The 26498-nt window shown below is 30.0% G+C and carries 32 protein-coding genes; 25 read left to right on the top strand and 7 right to left on the bottom strand.

Annotated elements, in window-relative coordinates; translation table 11 throughout:
* Nucleotides 1-9: 9 nt before the first annotated feature.
* The 20 genes from rpmC to rplQ all read left to right on the top strand — a co-directional run bounded on the left by rpmC (nt 10) and on the right by rplQ (nt 9285).
* On the top strand, nt 10-186 hold the full coding sequence (gene rpmC / locus GYM72_RS07400) for a 50S ribosomal protein L29 (protein ID WP_105298126.1): 177 nt from the start codon (nt 10-12) through the stop codon (nt 184-186).
* 32 nt (nt 187-218) lie between these two features.
* Nucleotides 219-473 carry a 30S ribosomal protein S17 gene (gene rpsQ, locus GYM72_RS07395; RefSeq protein ID WP_055425364.1) on the top strand — a complete coding sequence of 85 codons (255 nt, stop codon included), beginning with the start codon at nt 219-221 and terminating at the stop codon, nt 471-473.
* Between the two features lie 7 nt (nt 474-480).
* Nucleotides 481-849, top strand: a complete 369-nt coding sequence (gene rplN / locus GYM72_RS07390; RefSeq protein ID WP_055425363.1) for a 50S ribosomal protein L14 — start codon at nt 481-483, stop codon at nt 847-849.
* Nucleotides 850-864: 15 nt separating this feature from the next.
* The gene (rplX, locus tag GYM72_RS07385; RefSeq protein ID WP_220263952.1) at nt 865-1179 is read left to right on the top strand and encodes a 50S ribosomal protein L24; all 315 of its coding nucleotides are present in this window, start codon (nt 865-867) and stop codon (nt 1177-1179) included.
* Between the two features lie 16 nt (nt 1180-1195).
* Nucleotides 1196-1747, top strand: coding sequence for a 50S ribosomal protein L5 (gene rplE / locus GYM72_RS07380; RefSeq protein WP_105298123.1), 552 nt, complete (start codon nt 1196-1198; stop codon nt 1745-1747).
* Nucleotides 1748-1755: 8 nt separating this feature from the next.
* Complete coding sequence (gene rpsN / locus GYM72_RS07375; protein ID WP_055425360.1) at nt 1756-2025, top strand: 30S ribosomal protein S14; 270 nt, start codon at nt 1756-1758, stop codon at nt 2023-2025.
* A gap of 63 nt (nt 2026-2088) precedes the next feature.
* Entirely contained in the window at nt 2089-2487 is a 399-nt protein-coding gene (gene rpsH, locus GYM72_RS07370) for a 30S ribosomal protein S8 (protein WP_160541867.1), read from the top strand.
* A 12-nt stretch (nt 2488-2499) separates the two neighbouring features.
* Entirely contained in the window at nt 2500-3045 is a 546-nt protein-coding gene (gene rplF, locus GYM72_RS07365; RefSeq protein ID WP_105298121.1) for a 50S ribosomal protein L6, read from the top strand.
* Nucleotides 3046-3056: 11 nt separating this feature from the next.
* A complete protein-coding gene (rplR, locus tag GYM72_RS07360; protein WP_220263951.1) occupies nt 3057-3413 on the top strand; it encodes a 50S ribosomal protein L18 in 357 nt (118 codons plus the stop codon).
* A 14-nt stretch (nt 3414-3427) separates the two neighbouring features.
* On the top strand, nt 3428-3949 hold the full coding sequence (gene rpsE, locus GYM72_RS07355) for a 30S ribosomal protein S5 (protein ID WP_055425356.1): 522 nt from the start codon (nt 3428-3430) through the stop codon (nt 3947-3949).
* A gap of 4 nt (nt 3950-3953) precedes the next feature.
* Entirely contained in the window at nt 3954-4130 is a 177-nt protein-coding gene (gene rpmD, locus GYM72_RS07350; RefSeq protein ID WP_055425355.1) for a 50S ribosomal protein L30, read from the top strand.
* 6 nt (nt 4131-4136) lie between these two features.
* Nucleotides 4137-4586: a 50S ribosomal protein L15 gene (gene rplO, locus GYM72_RS07345; RefSeq protein ID WP_220263950.1), complete on the top strand. Its 450-nt coding sequence runs from the start codon at nt 4137-4139 to the stop codon at nt 4584-4586.
* A 6-nt stretch (nt 4587-4592) separates the two neighbouring features.
* On the top strand, nt 4593-5972 hold the full coding sequence (secY, locus tag GYM72_RS07340; RefSeq protein ID WP_160557076.1) for a preprotein translocase subunit SecY: 1380 nt from the start codon (nt 4593-4595) through the stop codon (nt 5970-5972).
* Between the two features lie 3 nt (nt 5973-5975).
* Nucleotides 5976-6191: a translation initiation factor IF-1 gene (gene infA, locus GYM72_RS07335; RefSeq protein ID WP_055425352.1), complete on the top strand. Its 216-nt coding sequence runs from the start codon at nt 5976-5978 to the stop codon at nt 6189-6191.
* A 13-nt stretch (nt 6192-6204) separates the two neighbouring features.
* A complete protein-coding gene (ykgO, locus tag GYM72_RS07330) occupies nt 6205-6321 on the top strand; it encodes a type B 50S ribosomal protein L36 (RefSeq protein ID WP_073961215.1) in 117 nt (38 codons plus the stop codon).
* 4 nt (nt 6322-6325) lie between these two features.
* Entirely contained in the window at nt 6326-6703 is a 378-nt protein-coding gene (gene rpsM / locus GYM72_RS07325; RefSeq protein WP_105298117.1) for a 30S ribosomal protein S13, read from the top strand.
* A gap of 11 nt (nt 6704-6714) precedes the next feature.
* Entirely contained in the window at nt 6715-7107 is a 393-nt protein-coding gene (gene rpsK, locus GYM72_RS07320) for a 30S ribosomal protein S11 (protein ID WP_105298116.1), read from the top strand.
* 27 nt (nt 7108-7134) lie between these two features.
* Nucleotides 7135-7746 (top strand): 30S ribosomal protein S4, encoded by a 612-nt coding sequence (rpsD, locus tag GYM72_RS07315; protein ID WP_105298115.1) that lies wholly within the window; start codon nt 7135-7137, stop codon nt 7744-7746.
* Nucleotides 7747-7770: 24 nt separating this feature from the next.
* Nucleotides 7771-8763: a DNA-directed RNA polymerase subunit alpha gene (locus GYM72_RS07310; RefSeq protein WP_160541870.1), complete on the top strand. Its 993-nt coding sequence runs from the start codon at nt 7771-7773 to the stop codon at nt 8761-8763.
* A gap of 9 nt (nt 8764-8772) precedes the next feature.
* Nucleotides 8773-9285 carry a 50S ribosomal protein L17 gene (gene rplQ / locus GYM72_RS07305; protein ID WP_220263949.1) on the top strand — a complete coding sequence of 171 codons (513 nt, stop codon included), beginning with the start codon at nt 8773-8775 and terminating at the stop codon, nt 9283-9285.
* A gap of 504 nt (nt 9286-9789) precedes the next feature.
* On the opposite strand, the gene GYM72_RS07300 is transcribed toward rplQ, so the two are convergent.
* Together GYM72_RS07300 and folK are read right to left on the bottom strand one after the other, a co-directional pair.
* Entirely contained in the window at nt 9790-11211 is a 1422-nt protein-coding gene (locus tag GYM72_RS07300; RefSeq protein WP_220263948.1) for an OmpA family protein, read from the bottom strand.
* Between the two features lie 95 nt (nt 11212-11306).
* Complete coding sequence (gene folK / locus GYM72_RS07295; RefSeq protein ID WP_220263947.1) at nt 11307-11717, bottom strand: 2-amino-4-hydroxy-6-hydroxymethyldihydropteridine diphosphokinase; 411 nt, start codon at nt 11715-11717, stop codon at nt 11307-11309.
* A gap of 31 nt (nt 11718-11748) precedes the next feature.
* On the opposite strand from folK, the gene sppA reads away from it, so the two are divergent.
* The 5 genes from sppA to GYM72_RS07270 all read left to right on the top strand — a co-directional run bounded on the left by sppA (nt 11749) and on the right by GYM72_RS07270 (nt 19323).
* Nucleotides 11749-13515, top strand: coding sequence for a signal peptide peptidase SppA (sppA, locus tag GYM72_RS07290; RefSeq protein WP_220263946.1), 1767 nt, complete (start codon nt 11749-11751; stop codon nt 13513-13515).
* 153 nt (nt 13516-13668) lie between these two features.
* Nucleotides 13669-14697, top strand: a complete 1029-nt coding sequence (locus GYM72_RS07285) for a rod shape-determining protein (protein WP_055425343.1) — start codon at nt 13669-13671, stop codon at nt 14695-14697.
* A 28-nt stretch (nt 14698-14725) separates the two neighbouring features.
* Nucleotides 14726-15553, top strand: a complete 828-nt coding sequence (gene mreC / locus GYM72_RS07280; protein ID WP_160564284.1) for a rod shape-determining protein MreC — start codon at nt 14726-14728, stop codon at nt 15551-15553.
* Between the two features lie 514 nt (nt 15554-16067).
* Nucleotides 16068-18086 carry a penicillin-binding transpeptidase domain-containing protein gene (locus tag GYM72_RS07275; RefSeq protein WP_255571475.1) on the top strand — a complete coding sequence of 673 codons (2019 nt, stop codon included), beginning with the start codon at nt 16068-16070 and terminating at the stop codon, nt 18084-18086.
* 1 nt (nt 18087) lies between these two features.
* Complete coding sequence (locus tag GYM72_RS07270) at nt 18088-19323, top strand: M50 family metallopeptidase (RefSeq protein WP_220263945.1); 1236 nt, start codon at nt 18088-18090, stop codon at nt 19321-19323.
* Between the two features lie 13 nt (nt 19324-19336).
* Here the strand turns inward: GYM72_RS07270 and recG are convergent, their stop codons facing one another.
* The 5 genes from recG to clpX form a co-directional block, all read right to left on the bottom strand.
* Complete coding sequence (gene recG / locus GYM72_RS07265; RefSeq protein WP_220263944.1) at nt 19337-21439, bottom strand: ATP-dependent DNA helicase RecG; 2103 nt, start codon at nt 21437-21439, stop codon at nt 19337-19339.
* Between the two features lie 132 nt (nt 21440-21571).
* Complete coding sequence (locus GYM72_RS07260; RefSeq protein ID WP_220263943.1) at nt 21572-22891, bottom strand: TlpA disulfide reductase family protein; 1320 nt, start codon at nt 22889-22891, stop codon at nt 21572-21574.
* Nucleotides 22892-22943: 52 nt separating this feature from the next.
* Nucleotides 22944-23192 carry a hypothetical protein gene (locus GYM72_RS07255; protein ID WP_160557084.1) on the bottom strand — a complete coding sequence of 83 codons (249 nt, stop codon included), beginning with the start codon at nt 23190-23192 and terminating at the stop codon, nt 22944-22946.
* Between the two features lie 14 nt (nt 23193-23206).
* Nucleotides 23207-25186 carry a T9SS type A sorting domain-containing protein gene (locus GYM72_RS07250; protein WP_220263942.1) on the bottom strand — a complete coding sequence of 660 codons (1980 nt, stop codon included), beginning with the start codon at nt 25184-25186 and terminating at the stop codon, nt 23207-23209.
* A 95-nt stretch (nt 25187-25281) separates the two neighbouring features.
* Nucleotides 25282-26478 (bottom strand): ATP-dependent Clp protease ATP-binding subunit ClpX, encoded by a 1197-nt coding sequence (clpX, locus tag GYM72_RS07245; protein ID WP_220263941.1) that lies wholly within the window; start codon nt 26476-26478, stop codon nt 25282-25284.
* Nucleotides 26479-26498: the final 20 nt, after the last annotated feature.

Here is a 26498-nt window from a genome sequence, read left to right as displayed (position 1 = left end):
ATAAAATCGATGAAAGCAGTTGATATAAGAAATTTAAGTCAAGAAGAAGTTAAAGCAAAATTAGCTGAAACAAAAGCTGAGTATGCTAAACTAAGATTATCACATAAAGTGTCTCCAATTGGAAATCCGATTCAATTAAGAGAGATGAGAAAAACAATAGCAAGGTTGTTAACAGCCTTAAAGTAATTTAAAATCCGAAAAAGAATTTAATTTCAATTATGGAAAGAAATTTAAGAAAAGAAAGAATCGGAGTAGTATCTAGCAATAAGATGGATAAAACTATCGTTGTTAGTGAGACAAGCAGAATGAAACATCCCATGTATGGGAAATTCGTTTTAAAAACTAAAAAATATACTGCTCACGATGAGAAAAACGAATGCAATGAAGGAGATACCGTTCGCATTATGGAAACTCGTCCATTGAGTAAGAGTAAAAGATGGAGATTAGTAGAAATATTAGAAAGAGCTAAATAATTTAGAGATGCTACAAACAGAATCAAGATTAAAAGTTGCAGATAATACTGGAGCAAAAGAGGCTTTAGTTATCAGAGTGTTAGGAGGTTCAAAAAGAAGATATGCATCTGTAGGTGATAAAATAGTTGTTACTATAAAAGATGCTACTCCATCAGGAAATGCTAAAAAAGGTCAAGTATCCAAAGCAGTAGTGGTTAGAACTAAAAAACCTGTAAGAAGGAAAGATGGTTCTTATATTAGTTTTGAAGATAATGCATGTGTATTGTTAAATGCAGCAGGAGAAATGAGAGGAACTCGTGTTTTTGGACCGGTAGCCAGAGAATTACGTGATAAAGAGTATATGAAAATTATATCATTAGCTCCTGAGGTATTATAAGGTAAATTAAAAAAAATGGCAAAAGTTAAAATAAAAAAAGGAGATAAAGTTCAAGTTCTTGCCGGATCATACAGAGGAAAGCAAGGACAAGTTTTAGTAATTTATCCTGAAAAAAACAGAGCGATAGTTGAAGGAGTTAATATAGTTAAAAAACATAGAAAACCCTCAGCAGAAAATCCTCAAGGAAGTATTATTGAAAAAGAAGCTTCTATACATATTTCTAACTTAGCTCTATTGGATCCAAAATCTGGAAAACCATCAAGAGTAAGTTATAAAATGGATGGTGAGAAAAAAGTTAGAGTTGCAACCAAATCAGGAGAAGTGATTTAATTAAATTTGAAAGATTATGCAATACATAGCAAGACCGAAACAATTATATAAAGATAAAATCATCTCTGCTCTAAAAGAGGAATTTGGTTATACATCTGTGATGCAAGTTCCAAAACTAGAAAAGATTGTGATAAGCCAAGGATTAGGGGCAGCAACAGCAGATAAAAAAATTGTTGATTATGCAGTTGAAGAAATTTCTTTAATTGCAGGACAAAAAGCAATACCATGTCTATCTAAAAAAGATGAAGCCGGTTTCAAACTAAGAAAAGGAATGCCAATCGGCGCAATGGTTACCTTACGTGGTGATAGAATGTATGAGTTTTTAGATAGATTAATTACTGCTGCTCTACCTCGTGTTAGAGATTTTAATGGAATAAAATCGGATGGTTTTGACGGTAGAGGTAACTATACATTAGGAATTACTGAACAAATCATATTTCCAGAAATAAATATTGATAAAGTGAAGAAAATTCAAGGTATGGATATTACCTTTGTAACTAATGCAAAAACCGATAAGGAAGCAAAAGCATTATTAACCCACTTTGGATTACCATTTAAAAAGAATTAATTAATAGTATGGCTAAAGAATCAATGAAAGCGCGTGAGCGCAAAAGAGAAGCACTTTCAGCTAAATATGCCGCTAAAAGAAAAGCTTTAAAAGAAGCCGGAGACTACGAAGCACTTCAAAAGCTTCCTAAAAACTCTTCTCCGGTAAGATTACACAATAGATGTAAGCTTACAGGAAGACCAAGAGGATATATGAGAGTTTTTGGAATTTCCAGAGTAACTTTTAGAGAAATGGCTAACGAAGGATTAATACCGGGAGTTAAAAAAGCTAGTTGGTAAAAATTAAAAAATAACAGATTTTAAAAGTAGAATTTAAATTCTATACTCTAAAATTAAATAAATATGGTTACAGACCCAATTGCAGATTACTTAACAAGAGTAAGAAATGCCATGAGAGCAGGACACAAAGTTGTTGAAATTCCTGCATCAAAAATTAAAAAAGAGATTACTAAAATTCTCTTCGATCAAGGATATATCCTTAACTACAAATTTGAAGAAGGTAGTGTACAAGGAGTTATTAAAATTGCTTTAAAATACGATAAAGCAACTAATCTTCCTGCTATTAAAAAAATTCAAAGAGCATCTAAACCGGGCTTAAGAAAATATTCCGGTTGTAAAGAACTTCCAAGAGTTTTAAATGGATTAGGTATCGCTATTATCTCAACTTCAAAAGGAGTAATGACAGATAAGAAAGCTAGACAAGAAAATGTTGGTGGAGAGGTAATTTGTTATGTTTATTAAAAAATTGAAGAAATGTCAAGAATAGGAAAAGCAATAATAAATATTCCAACAGGTACTACCATTGATTATAAAGATAATGTAGTTACAGTTAAAGGAAAAAACGGTGAGTTAAAACAAGAACTTACCGGAGGAATAACTATAAATATTGAAAATTCTGAATTAGCAGTTCAACGTCCATCCGACAGTAAAGAACATAAATCTTTGCATGGATTATACAGAGCCCTTATTAATAACATGATAGTTGGTGTATCTGAAGGATTCACCAAAAAATTGGAATTAGCGGGGGTAGGTTATAGAGCATCTAATCAAGGCCAAAAATTAGAATTGGCTTTAGGATTTTCGCATTTAGTAGTTATAGAGTTACCTCAAGAGGTAAAAGTGGAAACTTTAACTGAAAAAGGTAAAAATCCAATAATTACTTTATCTTCGTATGATAAACATTTATTAGGGATGGTTTGTGCAAAAATAAGATCACTTCGTAAACCTGAACCTTATAAAGGTAAAGGAGTTAAATTTGTAGGAGAACAAATCAGAAGAAAAGCAGGTAAATCTGCATAAAAAATTAAGTTATGGCATTAACTAAAAGAGAAAAAAGAATAAGAGTTAAAAGGAGAGTACGTAAAAATATATTTGGTACAGCTGAAAAACCTCGTTTGTCAGTTTTTAGAAGTAATAAAGAAATTTACGCTCAACTTATAGATGATAATTCTGGCAAAACTTTAGCTTACGCATCTTCGCGTCAAAAAGAAATTGCCGGAGTAAAAGGAACTAAAACTGAAATTTCTGCTTTAGTAGGTAAGAAATTAGCTGAAAATGCTAAAGTAGCCGGTATTGAAACTGTAGTTTTTGATAGAAATGGCTTCATATATCACGGAAGAGTGAAAGCCTTAGCTGATGGTGCTAGAGAAGGAGGTTTAAAATTTTAATACATTAAAAAATTATGTTAGGAATAAATAATATTGAAAGAGTAAAACCAGGTGGGTTAGAACTTGTAGATCGTTTAGTAGGTGTACAAAGAGTAACAAAAGTAACCAAAGGTGGTAGAGCATTCGGATTTTCAGCTATTGTGGTTGTAGGTGATGAAAAAGGAGTTGTAGGATTTGGTTTAGGTAAATCAAAAGAAGTGGCTAGCGCTATTTCAAAAGCTGTAGAAGATGCTAAGAAAAATTTAGTTAGAGTACCGATATTAAACGGTTCACTTCCACATGAACAATCTGCAAAATATGGCGGTGCTGATGTATTTATACGTCCGGCATCTCATGGTACAGGTTTGATTGCTGGGGGAGCTGTTCGTGCTGTATTGGAATCTGCAGGAGTTAAAGATGTGCTTTCAAAATCTAAAGGATCTTCAAATCCACATAACGTAGTAAAAGCAACAGTAAAAGCACTATTAAACTTAAGAAGTGCTGAAACTATTGCACAACAAAGAGGAGTTTCACTTTCTAAAGTATTTAAAGGATAAGAACATGGCAACGATAAAAATAACTTTAAAAAGAAGTTCAATTAAAAGACCGAAAAATCAAAAGCTTACTTTAGAAGCATTAGGTTTAACTAAATTGAATAAGACCGTTGAGCATGAAGCAACCCCACAAATATTAGGTATGGTTGCAGTAGTAAAACATTTAGTAACTGTTGAAGAATAATAAGATATGAATTTACATACTTTAAAACCTGCACAAGGTTCAACACATAATAGTAAGAGACTAGGTAGAGGTCAAGGAAGTGGTAAAGGAGGTACTTCTACTAAAGGTCACAAAGGAGATAAATCTCGTTCAGGACATAAAGATAAAGTAGGATTTGAAGGAGGTCAAATGCCTTTACAAAGAAGAATTCCTAAATTTGGCTTTAAAAATATCAATAGAAAGGAATATGTGGGTATTAATTTAGACACAATTCAAAGTTTAATTGATAGTAATAAAATTTCTACTGAAATCACTAAAGAAACTTTAATCCAAAATGGATTAATTTCTAAAAATGATTTAGTTAAAATTCTTGGTAGAGGAGAATTAAAATCAACCGTTACTATAACTGTTGATAAATATACTAAATCAGCAAAAGAGGCTATAGAAAAAGCCGGAGGGAAAGCTAACATCTTATAAAATAGCATGAAAGGATTTATACAGACATTAAAGAATATCTGGAGTATAAAAGAGTTAAGAGATAAACTTATTTTCACTTTTGTTCTAGTATTGGTATACAGATTTGGTACGCATGTTTCACTTCCTGCTATCAATATGGTTGAAGTAGATAATATTCTTGAAATCTACAAAAACAATGGTGGAAACCAACAGGCTACCGGTCTGTTAGGGTTATTATCTTCATTTACGGGAGGTGCATTCAGTAAAGCATCAATTTTTGCTTTAGGTATTATGCCGTATATATCTGCTTCTATTGTGGTGCAATTAATGGGATTAGCTATACCTTATATACAAAAACTACAAAAAGAGGGAGAAAGCGGTCGTAAGACGGTTAATCAGATTACTAGGTGGTTGACAATTTTAATATGTTTAATACAAGCTCCTGCCTATTTGACATCTATTACACAAGTCTTTCTACCTATTGAGCAATTTAGAACAGCCTATTTAGTAGATCCCAATAATATTTTCTTATTTTGGGTGCCAAGTATTATAATCTTAATTTCAGGCACAATTTTTGCTATGTGGATGGGGGAAAAGATAACTGACAAAGGAATCGGTAATGGGATATCTATTTTAATTATGGTTGGTATTTTAGCAGGTTTTCCAACAGCATTTGTTCAAGAAGTTGGTGTACAAATGGGAGATACCGGAAAAGGACTTATCATGATGTTTGTAGAAGTAATTGCTTGGTTGTTAGTTATCATATTATGTATTATGTTGACTGTGGCCGTAAGAAAAGTTCCTGTACAATACGTGAGTAGGACAAAATCTGGATCATTACGTTCCATAACGAATGCGGCTAGGCAATATATACCATTAAAAGTTAATGCAGCCGGTGTAATGCCTATCATTTTTGCACAAGCACTAATGTTCATACCGGGTTTATTGGTTCGTTCTGAAACAACTACTAATACTTTTTGGGCAGGATTTAGTCAAGTATTTAGTTGGCAATATAATTTATTATTTGCCCTATTAATAATTGTCTTTACCTTTTTCTACACAGCTATTACAATTCCTATAAATCAAATGGCTGATGATTTAAAAAGAAATGGAGGATTAATTCCACGTGTAAAACCAGGTAAAGAAACAGCTGATTATTTAGATGATGTTTTATCTAAAATTACACTACCTGGAGCTATTTATTTAGCTCTTATAGCAGTTCTTCCTGCAATAGTTAAAATTATCGGTCTCACCGCAACCGATAAATTTGCTTTATTTTTTGGTGGAACTTCTTTATTAATTATGGTAGGTGTATTATTAGATACTGTACAACAAATTAATACTTATTTATTAAACCACCATTATGATGGTTTAATGCAGTCAAGATTAAGTAGAAATCCGAATTAATATATGGCAAAACAAAAACATATAGAACAAGACGGAACTATTATTGAAGCATTGTCTAACGCAATGTTCAGAGTAGAATTAGAAAATGGCCACATTTTAACCGCACATATTTCTGGTAAAATGAGGATGCATTATATTAAACTATTACCTGGAGATAAAGTACGGTTGGAAATGTCACCCTATGATTTATCAAAAGGAAGAATAACTTTCAGATATTAAAATAGAAAGAAAAATGAAAATTAGAGCATCACTTAAAAAAAGAAGTTCAGATGATATTGTTGTAAGACGTAAAGGTCGTCTATACATTATAAACAAAAAAAATCCTAAATTTAAACAAAGACAAGGTTAATACTATGGCTAGAATTTCCGGTGTAGATTTACCAAAAAATAAAAGAGGAGTTATAGGCCTTACCTATATTTACGGTGTTGGTAAAAGTACTGCAGCTAAAGTTTTAAAAGATGCAGGAATTAGTGAGGATAAAAAAGTTTCTGAATGGAATGACGATGAAGTTAATGCTATCAGAAAATTCATTTCCGAAAACGTTAAAGTAGAAGGAGAATTACGTTCTGAAATTCAATTAAATATTAAACGTTTAATGGATATTGGATGTCAGAGAGGTATCAGACATCGTCTGGGTTTACCACTTAGAGGTCAAAGAACTAAAAATAATTCTCGTACAAGAAAAGGTAAAAGAAAAACTGTAGCTAATAAGAAAAAAGCCACTAAATAATAAATAGAAACATGGCAAAAACAGCATCAAAAACAGCTAAAAAAAGAAAAGTTAAAATTGAAGCAGTAGGAGAAGCTCATATCCAAGCCTCATTTAATAATATTATTATCTCTTTAACTAATAAAAACGGAGAAGTAATATCATGGGCATCTGCTGGAAAAATGGGTTTTAAAGGCTCTAAAAAAAATACCCCTTATGCAGCTCAAATGGCAGCTGAAAATTGTGCGCAGGTTGCGTATGAATTAGGATTAAGAAGGGTAAAAGTTTTTGTGAAAGGTCCGGGAGCTGGAAGAGAATCCGCTATTCGAACTATTCATAATGCTGGTATTGAAGTTAGTGAAATCGTTGATGTAACTCCTATACCACATAATGGATGTAGACCACCAAAAAGAAGAAGAGTTTAATACTATTAATATCATTCAAATTTTATAATGGCAAGATATATTGGTCCAAAAACGAAAATAGCTAGAAAATTCGGACAAGCTATTTATGGGGAAGATAAGTATTTTGAAAGAAGAAAATACCCTCCAGGACAACACGGTCCGAACAAGAGAAGAGGTGCTAAAAAATCTGAATATGCAGTTCAGTTGGCTGAAAAACAAAAAGCAAAATATACTTACGGTATATTAGAAAGACAATTTGCAAATTTGTTTGACAAGGCACAAAGAAGTAAAGGGATTACCGGTGAAGTATTATTACAATTATGTGAATCAAGACTAGATAACGTAGTTTATAGATTCGGTTTGTCTAATACTAGAGCAGGATCTCGTCAATTAGTATCACACAAACATATCACAGTTAATGGAGAGATTGTAAATATACCTTCTTATCTATTAAAACCGGGTGATGTGATTGGAGTTAGAGAAAAATCTAAATCATTACAAGTAATTAAAGATGCTTTAGCTAATAATTCTCATAAAACTTATGAATGGTTAGTATGGAATGATGAAAAACTATCAGGAGATTTTAAAGTAGTTCCTGAAAGAATTCAAATTCCTGAAGATATCAAAGAACAATTGATAGTCGAATTATATTCTAAATAAAACAAAAAATTAGCTAAGATTTATATGGCAATTTTAAACTTTATAAAACCTGATAAGGTAATTTTAGTTGAATCAGATGATTTTAAAGGTCAATTTGAATTCAGACCCTTAGAGCCTGGATTTGGATTAACCGTTGGAAATGCTTTAAGAAGAGTTTTATTATCTTCGTTGGAAGGGTATGCTATTACATCAATAAGAATTGAAGGAGTTGAACATGAATTTTCAACTATTCCGGGTGTAATAGAAGATGTGACTGAAATCATATTGAATCTTAAAAAAGTTAGATTTAAAAATCAAATCAATAAAGGTGGAAATGAAATTGTAACAGCTCAAATATCTGGAAAATCAGAATTGACAGCCGGAGATTTAGGTAAATTTATTTCATCTTATCAAGTTTTAAATCCTGATTTAGTGATTTGTCATATGGATAAATCAGTTAAATTTAATATAACTTTTAATATAGATAAAGGAAGAGGGTACGTACCTGCAGAACAAAATAAATCTAATCACGCTCCAATAGGAACTATAGCAATTGACTCTATTTATACTCCAATCAGAAATGTTAGTTATAGCATTGAAGATTATCGTGTAGAACAGAGAACTGATTACGAAAAGCTTATTTTAGATATTCAAACAGATGGTTCAATAACTCCTCAAGAAGCTTTAACAGAAGCAGCTAAAATATTAATTCATCATTTTATGTTATTTTCTGATGAGAGAATAACATTAGAAGCAGATGTTGTTTCATCCGCAGACACTTATGACGAAGAAGCTCTTCATATGAGACAGTTATTAAAAACTAAACTAGTTGATATGGATCTATCTGTTAGAGCTCTTAATTGTCTTAAGGCTGCAGAAGTTGAAACTTTGGGAGAATTAGTTTCCTTTACAAAATCAGATTTAATGAAGTTTAGGAATTTTGGTAAAAAATCTCTAACCGAATTGGAAGATTTAGTTTATTCTAAGAATCTGACTTTTGGTTTGGATGTTTCAAAGTATAAATTAGAAGCAGAATAATAAGAAATCATGAGACACGGAAAAAAGTTTAATCATTTAGGGAGAACTGCATCACATCGTAAAGCTATGCTTTCCAATATGGCTACTTCCCTTATTCTTCATAAAAGAATTAACACAACTGTTGCTAAAGCTAAAGCATTAAGAACGTATATAGAACCATTATTAACTAAATCTAAAGAAGACACTACTCATAATAGAAGAACTGTTTTTAGTTATCTTCAGAGTAAAGAAGCGGTTACTGAATTATTTAGAACAGTAGCAACTAAAATTTCTTCTAGAAATGGTGGTTATTGTAGAATAATTAAAACTGGTTTTAGATTAGGAGATGGTGCAGATACAGCTCTTATTGAATTAGTGGATTTTAATGAAACCTATAATTTAGGAGAATCTAATAAAAAAGTAACTAGAAGAAGTCGTCGTTCAACCAAAAAGGTGGATTCTGCAGAATCAACATCTGAATCTGTAGTTAATGAAACTAGTGAAGTAAAATCTGAGAATAAATCAGATGAAACAAAAGAATAAAAAATAAATTCAATCTAAAAAAAGCAGGTTTTTAAACCTGCTTTTTTTATTTTATAATTGTCAAATTTACAAGATATACAGTAATCGGCTTAAATTATAGATACACTATTAGTATCATATTAATTAAAGGCTTTCTAAAAATTATTTTAATCTATAATTTTATTTATAAACGTTTAAAAATGATCATATTTCAATAAAATAGATTTAAAGATCATTTATGACTAGTAATGAATTAAATTTTATTAAAATATAATACTCTAATACAGGTCAAAACTGAATGTTGAATGTAATAGTTTTATTTAAGTTAAAATGTTTAAATTATAAATTTATAAAATCAAGCTTTATAAGTTGGTTATAGAGCTTTAAAAATTATATTAAATACTTAAGAGCTAATAGTAAATAGAAACTGAAAATATATCTTAAAAAGTGGTAAGTTTTAAATAGCTTTAAATAAAAAAAGCCTCTTATATTTAAGAGGCCTTTTTTATTTATCTTTAATTTATTTTATTCTGCAGAATCAAGTAATTTGAAAACCACTCGTCTGTTTTCTTTATTTTTCCATTCAGGACATTTAGAAGCAGGTTTACATTCAGGGTATTTAGGGTTAGTGAATCCCATACCTTTACCTGTTAATTGATAAGGAGGCACACCTTTAGAAACTAAATATTTAATCACAGAAGTTACTCTTCTTTTTGAAAGATTAAGATTGTAAGCATCTGTTCCTCTAGCATCAGTGTGTCCTTCAACTAAAAATCTTGTACCTTGACCGTATTTAATTATAATATCAGCTACTTGATCTAAAATAGGTTGCGATTCTAAAAGAATTTTGTCTGAATCAAGATTAAATTGAATACCTCCCATAGTAGCAATAAGTGGATTAATAGCATCCTCAGCAAGTTTTTGCGGCTCAGGACATCCATCGTTTGTTGCAGGGCCAGGGAAAGTAGGGCATTTATCATATAGGTCAATAATGCCGTCCATATCTACGTCTAAAGCTCTACCGGAACCATCAACGCGAGCACCTTTAGGAGTGTCTAATTCTCTATCCCAATCATCACAAACTCCGTCATCATCTTTATCTCCAAATACACAAACTTCTAGTTGTTGTTGACTTGCTACATCATTGATTTTTGTAAACATTTCACGTAATGGATCAACCCAACCTAAAAATTCATTATGTTTTCCAATTTTATAGGTTACCCCTAAAGATGTTGTTAGGAAGTTATCGGATTTATTACCTTTATGTAAATCGGCATAATGTCCGTTATTACCAGATCCATCAAATAGTTCATCACCGGTAATTACATACATAGCTCTTAAAGATGCATCCCATCTTTTATTTATTTTATATGTTAAGCCTGTACCTAGCTGAGCAAATAAAGATTTTAAACCCATATCTTGGTCCGCCATAGTTTCATAGACGGTTGAACCTTTTTCTAAGAACTTAGTTTTAGCTTTATATTGTATTGTTCCTACACCAGCATATGTATGTAGAGCCCATCTATATGGAGATCTGTTATCAATTCTTCTGAATAAAGATGAAACATTTAAATCACCTAATATGCTTAAAGCAAAATAATTTGTTTTTGCATCAACTTTATTAGAACCATATCCTTGCTTAGATTCACCAAATTGACCTAATAAACTTAATCCTAAGACATGTGAAATTTGTTTATTTATTGAAGCTTGAAAATCATACCCAACTCTCCATTTACTAGATGCACCATTATCTATAGAGGTAAAATCAGATGTTACTAACCAGGGAACACCTCCATATATAGATACAGACCAGTCATTAAATTGCTTTTGTTCATTAGTAAATTTAACATAATCATCAGTGAAATTACTACTATCTACATTTTGAGCTTGTACATTTATGCATGTACAAATAACTGCAAGTAAAAATAGAATACATTTTTTATTCATAACTATAATTAATTAGTAAGTATATTAAGTCTTCTCCTAATACATAATGATTGAAGGTTGTAAAATTATCAAAATTTTTTAAATAAAAAAATATATTAAACCAGTTCATATAAAATTTTTTTTGAGAAACTTCTTTTTGATATGTGTGAAGCGTGTGGTATCCCTAAGATTTTTGAAAAATATTTTATTGAATTAAAATAAACTATATCAATGTCGATAGTCCTATCCTCATATTTTCCGCTTAAATAACTGTCATTAATTCTGCCTAATGATCTTTCAATTTCTTTAATTGATTTTAAAAGTTTTATGGGTGACAAATTGGTTCTAACTATAATTCCAATATTTAGATAATTATTTGATGAAAAATAATCTTCAGGTTCGGATTCAATTAATTTGGTTTTTTTTAAAATTGGTCCAATTTTAATATTTATTAAATTTAAAGCTAATGTTATATTATTTTTTTTATTTCCTAAATTGCTACCCAGTAACAAAACGACATTATTCATCTACTAATTAATTATTTGTTAATAGAAAGAAATGAAAAAATTTATCATTCAAGTTTTGGCAACCATTGTTGGTATAGTGTTATTAACGAGTATAGTTGTGTTCGGCTTGATTTTAATAAATATTATAGCATTTATTCCATCTAAATTTGTTGTTAAAGATAAATCAATTTTAGAAATAAATCTAAATAATCCTATTTTGGAATCCCCAAATGATAAAGAAGCATCAATTTCACTTTTAAATAATGATAAGCGTGTTTATTTAAAAGATATTTTACAAGTAATAAATCAAGCTAAAACAGATGAAAAAATAGAAGGTATAAGTCTTAAATTATCCAATATAAATTCCGGATATTCACAAATAGCAGAAATTCGTCAAGCCTTGCTAAATTTTAAAGAAAGTAAAAAGTTTATATACTCATATAGTAATGATTGTGATCAAAGATCATATTATTTATCTTCTGTGGCCGATTCTCTATACGTTAATCCAAATGCAAGTATAGAATTAGCGGGTTTATCTGCAGAAGTCTTATTTTATAAAAATTTAGGACAAAAGTTTGGAGTAAATTTTGAAGTTTTAAGGCACGGTAAATATAAATCAGCCGTTGAACCTTATCTTAGGGATAATCTTTCAGAAGAGAATAGATATCAGTTAAAAAATTTGTTAGAGAACTTTTGGTATAAAATATCATCAGATATAATCTCGTCAAGGAAAATCACTAATGAAAGTTTTAATAAATCTGTAGATAGTTTATATGGTTTTATTCCGGAATTAGCATATACAAATAATTTAGTAGATAGGTTGATCTATGAGTCTCAATATGATAATTTAATTAAAAAGAGATTAAGTTTGTCGGATGAAGATTCCATTAATAAAATATCCTTGGAACAATATAAAGAAATTATTGAAGATGTTTCGTTTATTAATGATAAAATAGCCATATTATATGCATCCGGACAAATATATACAGGTAAAGGAGACTCAGAGATTTACTCCAAAACATTTATAAATCTTATTAATGAAATAAAAAATGATGATGATATAAAAGCGGTAGTTTTACGAGTAAATTCACCTGGTGGAAGTGCTAATGCATCAGCTGAAATTTTGTATGAATTATATGAGCTTAAAAAGAAAAAACCTTTAATAGTTTCATTTAGTGATATAGCAGCATCCGGAGGCTATTATATTTCAATGGCTGCTGATAAAATTTATGCCCAAGATAATACACTAACAGGATCCATAGGCGTTTTAGGTATGATCCCGGATGTTAAAAAATTAGCCAATACTATTGGTATTACTTCAGACTATGTTTCCACAAATGCAAACTCAAATTATTATTCAATTACCCAGGGAACATCTCAAGGATTTAAAGGTATAATGAATAAGGGGATTACTATAACATATAACAAATTTATTAATGAAGTAATGAAGGGTAGACATATGACCTATGCTCAAGTAGATTCGGTGGGACAAGGTAGAATATGGAGCGGAAGGGATGCATTAGAAAAGGGGTTGGTTGATGAAATCGGAGGATTCAATGAGGCTGTTGAATATGCTGCAAAAAAAGCAGGGGTAACATCCTACAATTTAGTATCCTATCCGGAAGAAAAAAACAAATGGGATCTTATAGTAAATATGTTTACCTCTGATGCCAATGAATTGAATCAATCGGGTGTAATAGATAATCTTATAAAATATGAATTAGGTAAGGATCATTATAAATTATATCAAAAAATTAAAAATATAGAAAGTAATCAAGGAATAATGTACTTAATGCCGTATGATGTAAAAATTAAATAACGGATAGAAAGTCTTGAATAAAAATATTCTAACTAATATATCATTTTCAATAAAGATATTATATCTTTGCAAAACTTAAAAGTTTGAGGAAAGTATTTTTATAATTTTTTCGAGAATTTATTCAACCAAATAGTACAATTATTTAAAAGTTAAATGGGATTATTTGATTTTCTTACACAAGAAATAGCAATTGATTTGGGTACAGCAAATACCCTAATCATTCATAATAATAAAGTAGTAGTAGACAGTCCTTCTATAGTAGCTATAGATAGAAGGACCATGAAGCCTATTGCAGTCGGAGAGATAGCTAAGCAAATGCAGGGGAAAACGCATGATGATATAAAAACTATTAGACCTCTAAAAGATGGAGTTATAGCTGATTTTGGCGCATCCGAGCATATGATCAGGGAATTTATAAAACAAATTCCGGGAATAAAAGGAAAAATTTTTAATCCTTCATTGAGGATGGTTATTTGTATTCCATCAGGTATTACAGAAGTTGAAAAAAGAGCAGTAAAAGACTCTGCAGCTAAAGTAAATGCTAAGGATGTAAAATTAATTTATGAGCCTATGGCTGCAGCCATAGGGGTTGGTATTGATGTTACACAGCCTAAAGGTAATATGATTATAGATATAGGGGGAGGAACTACTGAAATAGCAGTTATAGCTTTGGGAGGAATTGTTTGTGATAACTCTATTAAAATTGCAGGAGACGTATTTAATAATGATATCTTATATTATTTAAGAACTCATCATAATTTGTTTATCGGAGAAAAAACAGCAGAACACATTAAAATGGAGGTTGGTTCAGGACTTGAAGAACTGGATAATCCGCCTGAAGATCTACCAGTTCAAGGAAGAGATTTAATTACCGGTAAACCTAAAGAAATTATGGTAAATTATAAAGAAATGGCCAGAGCTCTAGATAAATCTATTTTAAGAATCGAAGATGCTATTATGGAAACTTTATCAAGAACACCTCCGGAATTATCTGCAGATATCTATAATACCGGTATATATTTAGCAGGAGGAGGGGCTTTACTTAGAGGTCTCGATCAAAGAATAGGAAGGAAAACAGGGTTACCTGTTTTCATAGCTGACGATCCATTGAGAGCAGTTGTGAGAGGTACTGGAATTGCACTAAAAAATATTGAAAAATTTGAGAATTTTTTAATCAAATAATAAATTATTCTTAAGATAAAACTTATTAATGTCTGTATTGATAAATTTTCTATCAAAAAATAGTAGATTCCTGCTATTTCTATTTTTGCAGATATTAGCTCTTTTTTTTACGTTTAACAGAAATGTTTATCATAATTCGATACTAGAAGAAAAAATAATTTCATTCACCGGTTATGTAGATTCTAAAATATCTTATTTAACGTACTATATAAATCTCAAAAAGGAAAATGAACGTCTAATAGAAGAGAATAAAGAATATAGAAATAAATTTCTAGGAAAAACGGGAAAAATTAAGCCTGAGTTTTTTGCTATGTTAGATTCTACAAAATATAAGCAAAAATATTATTATACAACTGCTGATATAATATCAAACTCAATTACAAGGTCAAATAATTATTTAATTATAGATCGAGGGACAGATCAAGGTGTGAGTCCGGAAATGGGCGTTGTTACCTCAACCGGAGTTGTAGGAATGATTATCAATTGTACGAAGAATTATTCCAAAGTTATTTCCATTCTTAATAGGAATACCAGGATAAATGCCAGATTAAAATCAAGTAAATATTACGGTACATTATTATGGCAGGGAGAAGATCCCAGAATCATGCATTTATCAGATATACCTAAATATGTAGGTGTAAAGATAGGAGATACTATTGAGACGGATGGAAAATCTAAAATATATCCTGAAGGTATATTAATTGGAAGAGTGAGCAGTAAATCCATAGATGAGGAGACCGGTAATTGGAATATTTCAATTGAATTATTTCAAGATATGGGAAATATACAAAAAGTATATGTAGTGGATAAACTGGATAGAGAAGAAATTAAAAGTTTGAAAGATTCTATAAATTAATAATGCTTAACAGATACACATTAATAAATCTCATCTTAATTCCCATCTTACTATTATTGCAAGTTTTTGTATTTAATAACATCTATTTTTTCCATAAATATAATCCTATCATATATATTATTTGGATCATTTTTTATCCATATGACAAATCTTTTAATTATCTGTTTCTAATTTTTTCATTCCTTTTGGGATTTGGAATTGATTGTTTTATGGATACCGGAGGCGTTAATGCTTTCTCATCCGTATTAATTTCTTATATAAGAAATACAGTACTTCGATATATCTCAGATTTAGATCGAGAAATGAAAATATTAAACTTTTCAGATTTAAATTTCCTTCAATTACTATCGTATATAATAATAATTATATTAATTCATCATTTAAGTCTTTTTATTTTAGAAAGTTTTAAAATATCTATGATATTAGATGTAATAGAAGACGCTCTTATAACATCAGTATTTTCATTTTTATTTATCATTATAATTTACGCTTTCTTTAAAAATAAGATTGGATAGTGAAAAAATTTCAGATTATAATAGGGGTGTTGATTTTCTTAGCGTTACTGTTTATCGCGCGTATATCCTACCTACAATTATTTACAGAAAAATATAAGCTTAACGCAGCAAATACTTCAATAAAAGCAGAATATCAAATTCCATTACGGGGATATATAATGGACAGAAACGGTAAAATATTAGTAGGAAATACTCCTTCCTATGAGTTAACTTTTACCCAATCCCAGATGGAAAAAAATTTTGATACCTTAGGTTTTTGCAAATTAGTTAATATTTCGAAAGCTGATTTTATAAAAAAAATCAAAAGTATTAAATCAAATAAGAAAATTTACAATAACCTGGTTCCTATGACCTTTATGAAAGGTCTGACTAGTGAAGATTTAGCCAGAATACAAGAAAAACTTTTTAAATATAATGCATTTTCAATTGTTCGAACCCCAGAAAGAAATTACTTGGTCCATTCTGCAGGAAACATATTGGGTTATATTAATGAAGTTAATGAAAAGTATATAAAATCTGATTCGTCCTATTACATGCCCGGTAATTTAGCTGGTATGACAGGAGTAGAAAAATCGTATGAAAAATATTTACGAGGAATAAAAGGAATTAAATATATACAAAAAGACAGAAGATTAAGAAGTATAGGCTCATATAAGGATGGAGAGTATGACCAGCAAATGCATAGTGGTAAAGATATAACACTCTCAATTGACTATGATTTACAAAATCTGGCAGAAAAATTGTTAGTTAATAAAAGAGGCGGTATCGTAGCTTTAGATCCCAATAATGGAGAAATATTGGTTATGGCCTCAGCTCCTGTTATTGATCCGTCAGTATTTGTAGGAAGAGATAAGAATAAACATATATATGCTCTTCAAATGGATTCTATGAATAAGCCAATGTTTGATCGAGCGGCTCAAGCAGCATATCCTCCAGGATCTACTTTTAAATTGATAAATGGTTTAGCTGCTTTACAAATGGGAGTAATAGATGAAAAAACAACATTTATATGTAAACATGGTTTTCATTATGGAAACAGGAAGATAGGTTGCCATTGTGGATATTTTTATACTCCTATAGCTATGGATAAAGCTATTCAAAAATCATGTAATAATTTCTTTGCAGAGGCTTACGTAAGAATACTTAACAAGTATCCGGGTAACATTGAAAAAAGCATTGATGAATGGAGTGATATAGTTAAAAGTTTTGCCGTCGGCGAATTTATGCATAATGATTTAGCAGTGGGAAGTAAAGGAAATATTCCGGATGCTAATTATTATAATAGACGTTACGGAAAGGATAAATGGAATATCTATACTATAATTTCGAATTCAATAGGGCAAGGTGAAGTTTTGGCAACTCCATTACAAATCGCAAATTATACGGCTGTTATTGCCAATAGAGGATTTTTTTACACCCCTCATATTGTAAAAGCTATAGATGGAAAACCGATAACAGATCCTCAATTTACTGTACCCAAACAAGTAAAAGTCGAGAAAAAATATTTTGATATTGTAAATAAAGGAATGAGTATGGTAGTTTTGTCGGGTACGGGTCATAGGATTTTTACCAATACATTTAGTCAGGAAGGAAAAACAGGTACCTCGCAAAATCCTCATGGAAAAGATCATTCCATATTTGTCTTAATAGCTCCCGTAGATAAACCAAAAATAGCAATTGCTGTAGTCGTTGAAAATGGAGGTTTTGGAGCAACTTATGCCGGACCCATGGCCTCTCTACTTGCAGAAAAATATCTTACCGGAACCATTGAAAGAAAATCAATGGAGGAAAGCATCATAAAATCTGATTTCAGTAATGAATATTTGAGACAATGGAACGATTATTTAAAAAGAACAGGAAAATATGTTCCAAATAATTTACCTCAAGCTTTAAAAGATAGTATAAATAAGATTAATTCGAATAAAAAACTATCCTTAAAAGAAAAGCAACGATTAATACAAAATATAATTAATCAGGGAGAAGCAGCTAAAAAATTAGATAATTTTATTGGTGATTAAAATGAATAAAATTTTTAGGGGAGTAGATGGCTTAATGTTATTTTTATATTTGCTTATAGCCTTATTTGGTATCGCAAATATATACAGCGTTGATAGTTCCAGTGGTACTAAACAATTCATCTGGCTGTTAATATCTTTAACAGTAGGAATTTCAACCTTTCTTGTTCGTCCTAAATTTTTTGAGAATTTTGCGGGCTTATTTTACTTATTTGGCTTATGTCTACTTACCGGTGTTTTATTGTTTGGAAGCTATGTTAACGGAGCTAAAGCCTGGTATCGAATTGGAGGTTTCAGTTTACAACCGGTAGAATTAGCTAAAATTTCCACAGCATTAATGTTAGCTAATTACGTAGATTCTCCCAATTTTAATATTAAAAATAATCAATCATTAGGAATTGCATTTCTAATTATATTTATTCCCATAGTATTAATTTTGCTGCAACCCGATGTTGGATCCATTTTAGTGTTTACTGCTTATTTTATCGCTTTATATAGAGAAGGAATGACGGGATGGTTGTTTATCATTGGTTTTTATTTTGCGATTTTATTTCTAACTTCCATCTGGGTCCCATCATGGATCGTTATTTTAATATTAACACTTTTACTATTTCTATTATTATTCTTGCTTAGAAAGAAAATTAAATGGAATCAACACCTTAATATTTTATTTATCATAGTATTTGTACTAATATCAAGTGTTATAAGTATATCCTCACCGTTTATATTCGAGCATTTACCCAAGCATCAAAAAGAAAGAATATTAGTACTATACGAAGGAGAAAAAAAATACAGAGATACCGCAGGATATAATTTGCTTTATTCTAAAACAGCCATAGGATCGGGAGGTTTCTGGGGTAAAGGATATAAACAAGGAAGTGTTACAGCAGGTAAATTTGTGCCGGAGCAACAAACAGACTATATATTTTGTACCGTGGGTGAAGAATGGGGATTTGTAGGATGTGCCTTATTGATCGGGTTATATACTTGTTTAATAGCAAGAATATATTATTTGGCAGAAACACAGAAAAGCGCATTTTCCAGAGTTATGGGATATTCATTAGCTTCCATATTATTTATGCATTTTTTAATTAATATAGGAATGGTCATAGGATTGTTTCCAACCGTAGGAATCCCATTACCTTTCTTTAGCTATGGTGGTAGTTCACTATTAGGATTTTCTTTATTTATTTTTATATTTTTGCGCTTGAATTATTCTGACAAAAATAGTCTTATCTAGATACCCTTTAGTATTAACTAATTTTTGACCATTTAATTTTATTCTTATGATATTTTAAGAAGAATTTTCTTATAGCTTGATTTTTTTCCTTTGTAAGATCAGGATCATCTTGTAATAAATGATCTACACAGGATTTAGATAATGATACTATTACCTTATCATGAATCAAATCTGTTTTTTTAAAATCAATGGTACCGCTTTGCTGAGTTCCTAAAATATTACCGGGTCCTCTTAATTCCAAATCCACTTCAGATATTCTAAATCCGTCGTTTGTTTCACACATTGTTTTAATCCTTTTCTGAGCATCATTCGATAGCTCTGATTTGGTCATCAAAATACAATAGGATTGTTCAGCACCTCTACCCACTCTTCCTCTTAATTGATGCAATTGAGATAATCCGAATTTCTCAGCACTTTCAATAACCATGACACTTGCATTCGGAACATTTACTCCCACCTCAATAACAGTAGTAGCAATCATAATTTGCGTCTGATTATTGACAAATCGTTGCATTTCATATTCTTTATCCGCAGGTTTCATTTTCCCGTGTACGATGCTTATTTGATAATCAGGAATTGGGAAATCTCTGACTATACTTTCATATCCATCCATAAGATCTTTATAATCAAGACTTTCACTCTCTTCTATAAGGGGATATACAATATATACTTGTCTGCCTTTTTTAATTTCATTTTTCAGAAAACCAAAAACGGATAGCCTGTTTGAATCTGTTCTATGATAGGTTTTAATTTCTTTCCTTCCACTTGGTAATTCATCAATTATAGATACATCCAAATCACTATAATAACTCATGGCCAATGTTCTCGGTATAGGAGTTGCTGTCATCACTAATATATGAGGAGGTATAGAATTTTTTCCCCACAATCGAGAGCGTTGTTCAACCCCAAACCGATGTTGTTCATCAATGATAGCTAAACCTAAATTTTTAAATTGTACTTTTTCTTCAAGTAAAGCATGGGTACCCACCAATATATTTATTTTTCCCGACAGTAATTCTTGATGAATTAGTTTTCTTTCCGAGGTTGAAGTTGATCCCGTTAATAACTGTACGGAAATATTCATTTCATCAACCAATTCACAAATGCTTTTATAATGTTGAACGGCTAAAATTTCGGTGGGAGCAATCATACAAGCTTGAAATCCATTATCAATAGCTAAAAGCATGGATAAGAGAGCGACCATCGTCTTTCCACTTCCTACATCACCTTGCAATAACCTATTCATTTGAATATTTCGGCTAAGGTCTTTACGTATTTCTTTAATTACTTTTTTTTGAGCATTTGTTAATTGAAACGGAAGATGAAAATTATAAAATTCATTAAAATGATGTCCGACATTAGAAAAAGGATTTCCTAAATTTATACGTTGTCTATGAATTTTTTGTAATCCAAAACCAAGTTGAAAAAAAAACATTTCTTCAAATTTCAACCTGTATTCGGCCTGTTGTAATTCAACGTAAGAATTTGGAAAATGAATTTGTTGATAAGCTTTTTTACGAGAAATTAACTTATAATTTACTGAAATTTCTTGCGATAAATTTTCCTCTATTTGATCATCAATAGCGACTAAAATTTCCCTAATTGATTTTTTAAAAAAACGTTGATTGATCCCTCTTTTTTGTAATTTTTCCGAGTTTGAATAAATTGGTTCTAAAACTATAGGAGCTAGTTTTGCATCATTTATTTTTTCAATTTCCGGATGCGCAAGGGTTAATTTTCCATTAAAAAAATTTACTTTACCAAATAATAAAACTTCTTCATGTAAAGGAATGCTTTTTACTAACCAGTTCGTTACATTGAACCAAATAAGTTCTAATTTTCCGGTACTATCTTCAAATATACCGGACAATCTGCTTTTCTTATTTAAAGTAGTTTCTTTTAAAGATATTATTTTACCTCTTAATTGAATTTCAGCAGAAGAAGAACCTAGTTGATTTACTTTATAAATTTTACTTTTATCCACATATTTAAAAGGAAAATAATTAAGTAAATCCTCGCATGAGTGTATATTAAGCTGTTTTTTTAATAAGTTCGCTTTTTCAGTTCCTATACCTTTAACATATTCAATAGAAGATTGAAGATATAATGCACTCATATTACAAAATTAAGAAACTGATCTTACTATAACTAGCAATAGAGATATAAATTAATTGAAATTTACTATTTAAAGAAAACACATAAGAAGGGAATTATTCCCTTCTTATGTGAAAGTATATATTTGGGTATCTTAGTTAATTAAATTATTGATATCAGATATTTTAGAAGTAATTTTTAAAATTTTATTTTTTTGATCTACTAAAATTAGAGTAGGGGTACCGGTTATATTTAGTTCTTTTACAAATTTACTATCCCAGTATATTAAATCTGAATCGTTTAACCATGAAGTTTCTTTAATAGCATTTTGCCAATCCTCTTTATTATAATCAACAGAAAGGGCTATAATTTCTCCACCCGATTTTTTAAAATTTTCGTAAAACTGTTTAACATATGGCATTTCTTGTTGGCAATGACTACACCAAGACGCCCATACCACAATTAATTTATATTTAGTTTTAATGTCATATAAATACGTATACTTATCGTTTAATTTATGCGTAAATTTTATGTTTGGAATTATTTTACCTTCCTTTATAGAATTATTGTCTTGAATTGTTTTTTTCAGTTCCGCACTTATTTCGCATGTTAGTGATTCAGCTCTTTTCATATATTTATCAGTAAGATTTACTAAACCATATCCATTTAGAAAATTGATAGTTGCGGATAATATCTCTTGTCCCCTGCTTGTTTCTTCACCAACTTCTTCCAATAAAACTTCTATAGCTTTATCAATTTTATTTTCCCAATCTTTTTGAGAAGTGGCTCCCATTGCAGACAGTTTAAAATAATTATATAAAAGAGATTTACCAACACCGGAAGTTTCAAATTCTTGTCCGGCATTTTTAAAATGATCTAAGATTAAATTTTTATTAGAAATAGCATCGCCGTTTCCTATTTCAGTGTTTTTAATTAGATCTGAAGTTTTTAAATAATAGGATAAAAATGGGAATTCGGAAATATCAGGTTCATTCATTTCAGATATTCTTTGAATTTCATCCTTTAATGGTAAATAAAAATCATCTTTAGAATTATAATAAAAATTTATATTTTGTAATTGAGGAAGAATTGAATTTTTTTTAATATCATAATTTAAATAATTTTGATAACGGTCATTAATTTGATTACCTGGTATATTTATAATAAATTCATCATTTGCAGTAATTGATGCGCTAAAGTCTATATCGGTATTATTAGAAATGAAAATGTAATTCTTTTTGGCATCCAGTAATGAAATTTCAATTATACCGGAATAGTTATCTTTAACAGGAATTGAAAAAGATCCATTTGAATTTGTAGTTATATTTCCTATTAAAATATCATCAAATGCTCTATCTATTTTTACTAGTATTCTTTTATTAGAATAATTGGCAATAGTACCTTTAAAAGTAAATTGAGCTTGAGCTATTAAGTTTAATAGAACTAATAAGAATGTAATTGAAATTTTTTTCATAAAAAAAGCCTTGTTATTTATTTAACAAGGCTAATTTATGAAATTAAAATCTTTATATAGATTTAATTCTTTTCTTTTTAAAAATATAAAATATTAAAAGTATAGCACTAATTAATAAAAATGGTACTATAAAATTTATTGGAGTAGTTGTGTGTGGTTCACCAATACCTATATATGCTTGGACTTCTCCTTCAGGTACAGGAGGAACCTCATTAGTTTCAACTACAACTTGTAATAAATTATAGGCATAAGTAAAATTATATATGATGACTATAAATATTATGGAAAATAATTTTTTCATATTAATGTACTTTATTATTTAACTATTTTTTTAGTTATTTTTTCGCCAGTAATCGAATTAGTTACAACTATAACGTACAAAGATGAGGATGTAGTATGAATAGGTAGTAAATAATCATTTTGGGTAGTAATATTTTTTTCTGTCGAAATTAACTGACCTAAAACGTTAAATATATTAACTTCTGCTTTACTCCAATTTTGGTCAAAGTGAATTTTATATTCGTTTCCGGTCTTATAAATTGTTGTTAAACTATTTAAAGTATTAATGTCTTCATTTCCTAAAGTGCCAGGTTCTTTCCAAAATATTTCAAATCTGTCATTAGTTGATTCATTAATTGTTACAGAATATGAAAAATTAGAATTGATTTCTTTGATAACATTCAAATCTTTATCGTGAAAATAAAATCTTGCATTAGGATTATCAAAATTTGTTTGACCTTTTTTTAATGCGTTCATATTCAATCTAAGGTCAGATTTAAATGTAAATTGTTTACCTCTGTCTTCTTTAAGAACATTTATTCCTACTGGCACAGCGATCCTAGAAGCGTTATCTGTATTAATAACATTAATGTATAACTTGGTATCCTCATATCCAGCTTGTTTTCCTCCATTAGGAGATTCTGGTATAGTATAAATATTAGTTTCATAAATAATATTATCACTATTTTTGGCCTCCCATTGATTAGTATTTCCAGTTATTAAGTCAGCACCCGCAGCAATAAAAGTATTACCATAAAAGGTTTTTCCAGAAAAAAGTTCAAGATTTAATTGATATTTATCTGTATTTACTGGTTTTATACTATATTCTTTAATGCCCCCCTTATTATATTCGTATTCTGATTGGCTAAACGTTTGAATGTCAGAATTATATAGATTAATGTTTACATCATCTGTATTGGTCTTTATAAAAAAGTTAGTCATCGGAGGAATAATTGTAATAGAATCACCACCCACCGGACTTCCATTTTTATAAGTACGCAATTGCATTTTTTGTTTATATCTAGTTACTCCATCGTCAACTACATTTGTTATAGGACCTTCACTACCAAGACCTATAATATATTGTGAATTATTTTTAACTAATACATCAAGATTTATATTAGACGTATAAGGATTAACTAAGTGCAACATCCTGTCAGCATAATATGCATTGTCTAGAATTTGGTCATCAGTTTTATTATCAAAAGTTATATTGGTAACGAAAGGGTCAGATAAATAAGTCCAATAGTAAATACCATATTCATTTTCTCTATTTTTTCCAATTTTACGTCCATTTGCAACTCTATTGCTAACATGTAAAGACAAATCAGAAGTTGAAGCTATATTTCCATCAGCTGGTTTGGTTCCTGCCACATAAGGAGTTCCAGTAAATAATAAAGGATTATTAAAATTTGATCCCTTATCAAATTTAGCTTTTTTAAATGCATAATAATTTCCGGGAACAAAATTTTCATCTCTTTGAAAAGGATCAAATCTAAAATATTCCTCTCTCCATTTAAATACAGGGTGTTTAGACCAATTTTTACTGTTTCTACAATTATTGTTTACATCAGCTCTGTAACAAATAAGTTTCGGTATACCGGCTGTTGAAGTAGAGTTTGTAATATTTTGATAGAATTGATCATATGTATAATTAACAAAAGGAGTACCAAAGAGTATTTGACCGGACCCATCATCAAAAATTTGTTTTTGAATAGTTATTTTACCAGAAGCACTTTTATTACTTGCAATAATTAATTGACCGTAATGTTGCTCGTCTATGTAAGTGAGAACAAATTTGTCTGGAAGGGCATTATTTTTAAGTGTACCTTCAGATATTTTTATATCACCTTTATTAGTAAATACATCCGAACTATTATCTATGGTTATATCTCCAGTACTAAATAATTTCGTTCCTGGACTCACAAAGAACTTTGCACCACTCGTAGTGGTTATTTGTGAATTGCTTGCAATACAACCCAATACAAAAAGCAAGGGTATAAATTTCATTTTCATTTATTAAGCATTTATTAGTTAAATTTATTTATTAAATATAATATATACTAGTAGTGCAAATATAAATAAAAATATTATTCGCAAGTCTTTTTTTTTTATTTTATTGATTTGTGTTTCGTTAACGCAACAAATTTATCCATATCTATAAGTAAATCTCCGTTATAATTGTCAATATCATAACTAATTTTAGAAAATAGGTTTTCAGAGATGCTTCGCAACCCTCTTGCCCCTAAACCTAAAATTCTGGTTTCTTTTACAATTTCTTTTAATACGTCATCGGTAATGGAAAGATTGATTCCATCTAATTTAAATAATGCCTGATATTGTTTAATTATTGCATTTTTAGGTTTAGTAAGAATTTGTAACATAGCCTCATCATCCAATGGCTCTAAATTAGTTATTACGGGGAATCTTCCTAATAGTTCAGGAATAAGTCCGAAAGTTTTTAAATCGGTAGCATTTACCTTAGATAAAATGTGTTCTTCTTCAAGTGTCTTTTCATCCGTTTTGCTGAAACCTATCGTGTTTTTATTTAGTCTATTTGAAATAATTTTATCAATACCTGAAAAAGCTCCTCCTGCAATAAATAAAATATTTTGTGTATTTACTTGAATGTATTTTTGATCGGGGTGTTTTCTGCCTCCTTGAGGAGGAACATTAATAATACTGCCTTCTAAAAGTTTTAATAAAGCTTGTTGCACTCCTTCCCCGGAAACGTCGCGTGTAATACTGGGATTATCGCTTTTTCGACTAATTTTATCTATTTCATCTATAAAGACTATACCTTGTTCAGCTTTTTCAACGTTATAATCAGCAGCTTGTAATAATCGACTTAATATACTTTCAACATCTTCACCCACGTATCCGGCTTCTGTTAAAACAGTTGCATCAACTATAGTAAAAGGAACATCCAAAAGTTTAGCAATTGATTTGGCAATTAGAGTTTTTCCGGTTCCTGTTTCACCAACCATCAATATGTTGGATTTTTCAATTTCAACCTCCCTGTCAACTTCTAAAGAATGTGCTAACCTTTTATAATGATTGTAAACAGCAACAGATAACGTTTTTTTTGCGTTTTCTTGACCTATTACGTATTGATCTAAAAATTCTTTTATTTCTTTAGGTTTTTTTACTTGCAATTCAAAATTGCTGTCGTCTTTAAAATTTTCTTCCTGTACAACAATGTTATGTGCTTGTTCAATACAATCATTGCATATATGTCCGTGAAGTCCGGCAATTAATAGTTGAACTTCAGATTTTTTTCTTCCGCAAAAAGTACATTTTTGTTCCATAAGCTTTAATAAAGCTGATA

The sequence above is a fragment of the Apibacter sp. ESL0404 genome, assembly GCF_019469245.1.
Classification (GTDB): Bacteria; Bacteroidota; Bacteroidia; order Flavobacteriales; family Weeksellaceae; genus Apibacter.
This window is presented reverse-complemented; position numbering and strand designations above follow the sequence as displayed.

Coding starts and splice junctions, on each gene's coding strand:
- rpsH (WP_160541867.1), top strand. CDS start 2,089: ATGGTTACAGACCCAATTGCAGATTACTTAACAAGAGTAAGAAATGCC.
- rpsQ (WP_055425364.1), top strand. CDS start 219: ATGGAAAGAAATTTAAGAAAAGAAAGAATCGGAGTAGTATCTAGCAAT.
- GYM72_RS07250 (WP_220263942.1), bottom strand. CDS start 25,186: ATGAAAATGAAATTTATACCCTTGCTTTTTGTATTGGGTTGTATTGCA.
- folK (WP_220263947.1), bottom strand. CDS start 11,717: ATGAATAATGTCGTTTTGTTACTGGGTAGCAATTTAGGAAATAAAAAA.
- mreC (WP_160564284.1), top strand. CDS start 14,726: ATGTCTGTATTGATAAATTTTCTATCAAAAAATAGTAGATTCCTGCTA.
- ykgO (WP_073961215.1), top strand. CDS start 6,205: ATGAAAATTAGAGCATCACTTAAAAAAAGAAGTTCAGATGATATTGTT.
- rpmD (WP_055425355.1), top strand. CDS start 3,954: ATGGCAACGATAAAAATAACTTTAAAAAGAAGTTCAATTAAAAGACCG.
- rpsM (WP_105298117.1), top strand. CDS start 6,326: ATGGCTAGAATTTCCGGTGTAGATTTACCAAAAAATAAAAGAGGAGTT.
- rplX (WP_220263952.1), top strand. CDS start 865: ATGGCAAAAGTTAAAATAAAAAAAGGAGATAAAGTTCAAGTTCTTGCC.
- rpsN (WP_055425360.1), top strand. CDS start 1,756: ATGGCTAAAGAATCAATGAAAGCGCGTGAGCGCAAAAGAGAAGCACTT.
- GYM72_RS07260 (WP_220263943.1), bottom strand. CDS start 22,891: ATGAAAAAAATTTCAATTACATTCTTATTAGTTCTATTAAACTTAATA.
- secY (WP_160557076.1), top strand. CDS start 4,593: ATGAAAGGATTTATACAGACATTAAAGAATATCTGGAGTATAAAAGAG.
- GYM72_RS07255 (WP_160557084.1), bottom strand. CDS start 23,192: ATGAAAAAATTATTTTCCATAATATTTATAGTCATCATATATAATTTT.
- clpX (WP_220263941.1), bottom strand. CDS start 26,478: ATGGAACAAAAATGTACTTTTTGCGGAAGAAAAAAATCTGAAGTTCAA.
- GYM72_RS07285 (WP_055425343.1), top strand. CDS start 13,669: ATGGGATTATTTGATTTTCTTACACAAGAAATAGCAATTGATTTGGGT.
- GYM72_RS07310 (WP_160541870.1), top strand. CDS start 7,771: ATGGCAATTTTAAACTTTATAAAACCTGATAAGGTAATTTTAGTTGAA.
- rplN (WP_055425363.1), top strand. CDS start 481: ATGCTACAAACAGAATCAAGATTAAAAGTTGCAGATAATACTGGAGCA.
- rpsE (WP_055425356.1), top strand. CDS start 3,428: ATGTTAGGAATAAATAATATTGAAAGAGTAAAACCAGGTGGGTTAGAA.
- rpsD (WP_105298115.1), top strand. CDS start 7,135: ATGGCAAGATATATTGGTCCAAAAACGAAAATAGCTAGAAAATTCGGA.
- rplQ (WP_220263949.1), top strand. CDS start 8,773: ATGAGACACGGAAAAAAGTTTAATCATTTAGGGAGAACTGCATCACAT.
- rplO (WP_220263950.1), top strand. CDS start 4,137: ATGAATTTACATACTTTAAAACCTGCACAAGGTTCAACACATAATAGT.
- recG (WP_220263944.1), bottom strand. CDS start 21,439: ATGAGTGCATTATATCTTCAATCTTCTATTGAATATGTTAAAGGTATA.
- rpsK (WP_105298116.1), top strand. CDS start 6,715: ATGGCAAAAACAGCATCAAAAACAGCTAAAAAAAGAAAAGTTAAAATT.
- infA (WP_055425352.1), top strand. CDS start 5,976: ATGGCAAAACAAAAACATATAGAACAAGACGGAACTATTATTGAAGCA.
- GYM72_RS07270 (WP_220263945.1), top strand. CDS start 18,088: ATGAATAAAATTTTTAGGGGAGTAGATGGCTTAATGTTATTTTTATAT.
- rplR (WP_220263951.1), top strand. CDS start 3,057: ATGGCATTAACTAAAAGAGAAAAAAGAATAAGAGTTAAAAGGAGAGTA.
- GYM72_RS07300 (WP_220263948.1), bottom strand. CDS start 11,211: ATGAATAAAAAATGTATTCTATTTTTACTTGCAGTTATTTGTACATGC.
- rplF (WP_105298121.1), top strand. CDS start 2,500: ATGTCAAGAATAGGAAAAGCAATAATAAATATTCCAACAGGTACTACC.
- rpmC (WP_105298126.1), top strand. CDS start 10: ATGAAAGCAGTTGATATAAGAAATTTAAGTCAAGAAGAAGTTAAAGCA.
- sppA (WP_220263946.1), top strand. CDS start 11,749: ATGAAAAAATTTATCATTCAAGTTTTGGCAACCATTGTTGGTATAGTG.
- rplE (WP_105298123.1), top strand. CDS start 1,196: ATGCAATACATAGCAAGACCGAAACAATTATATAAAGATAAAATCATC.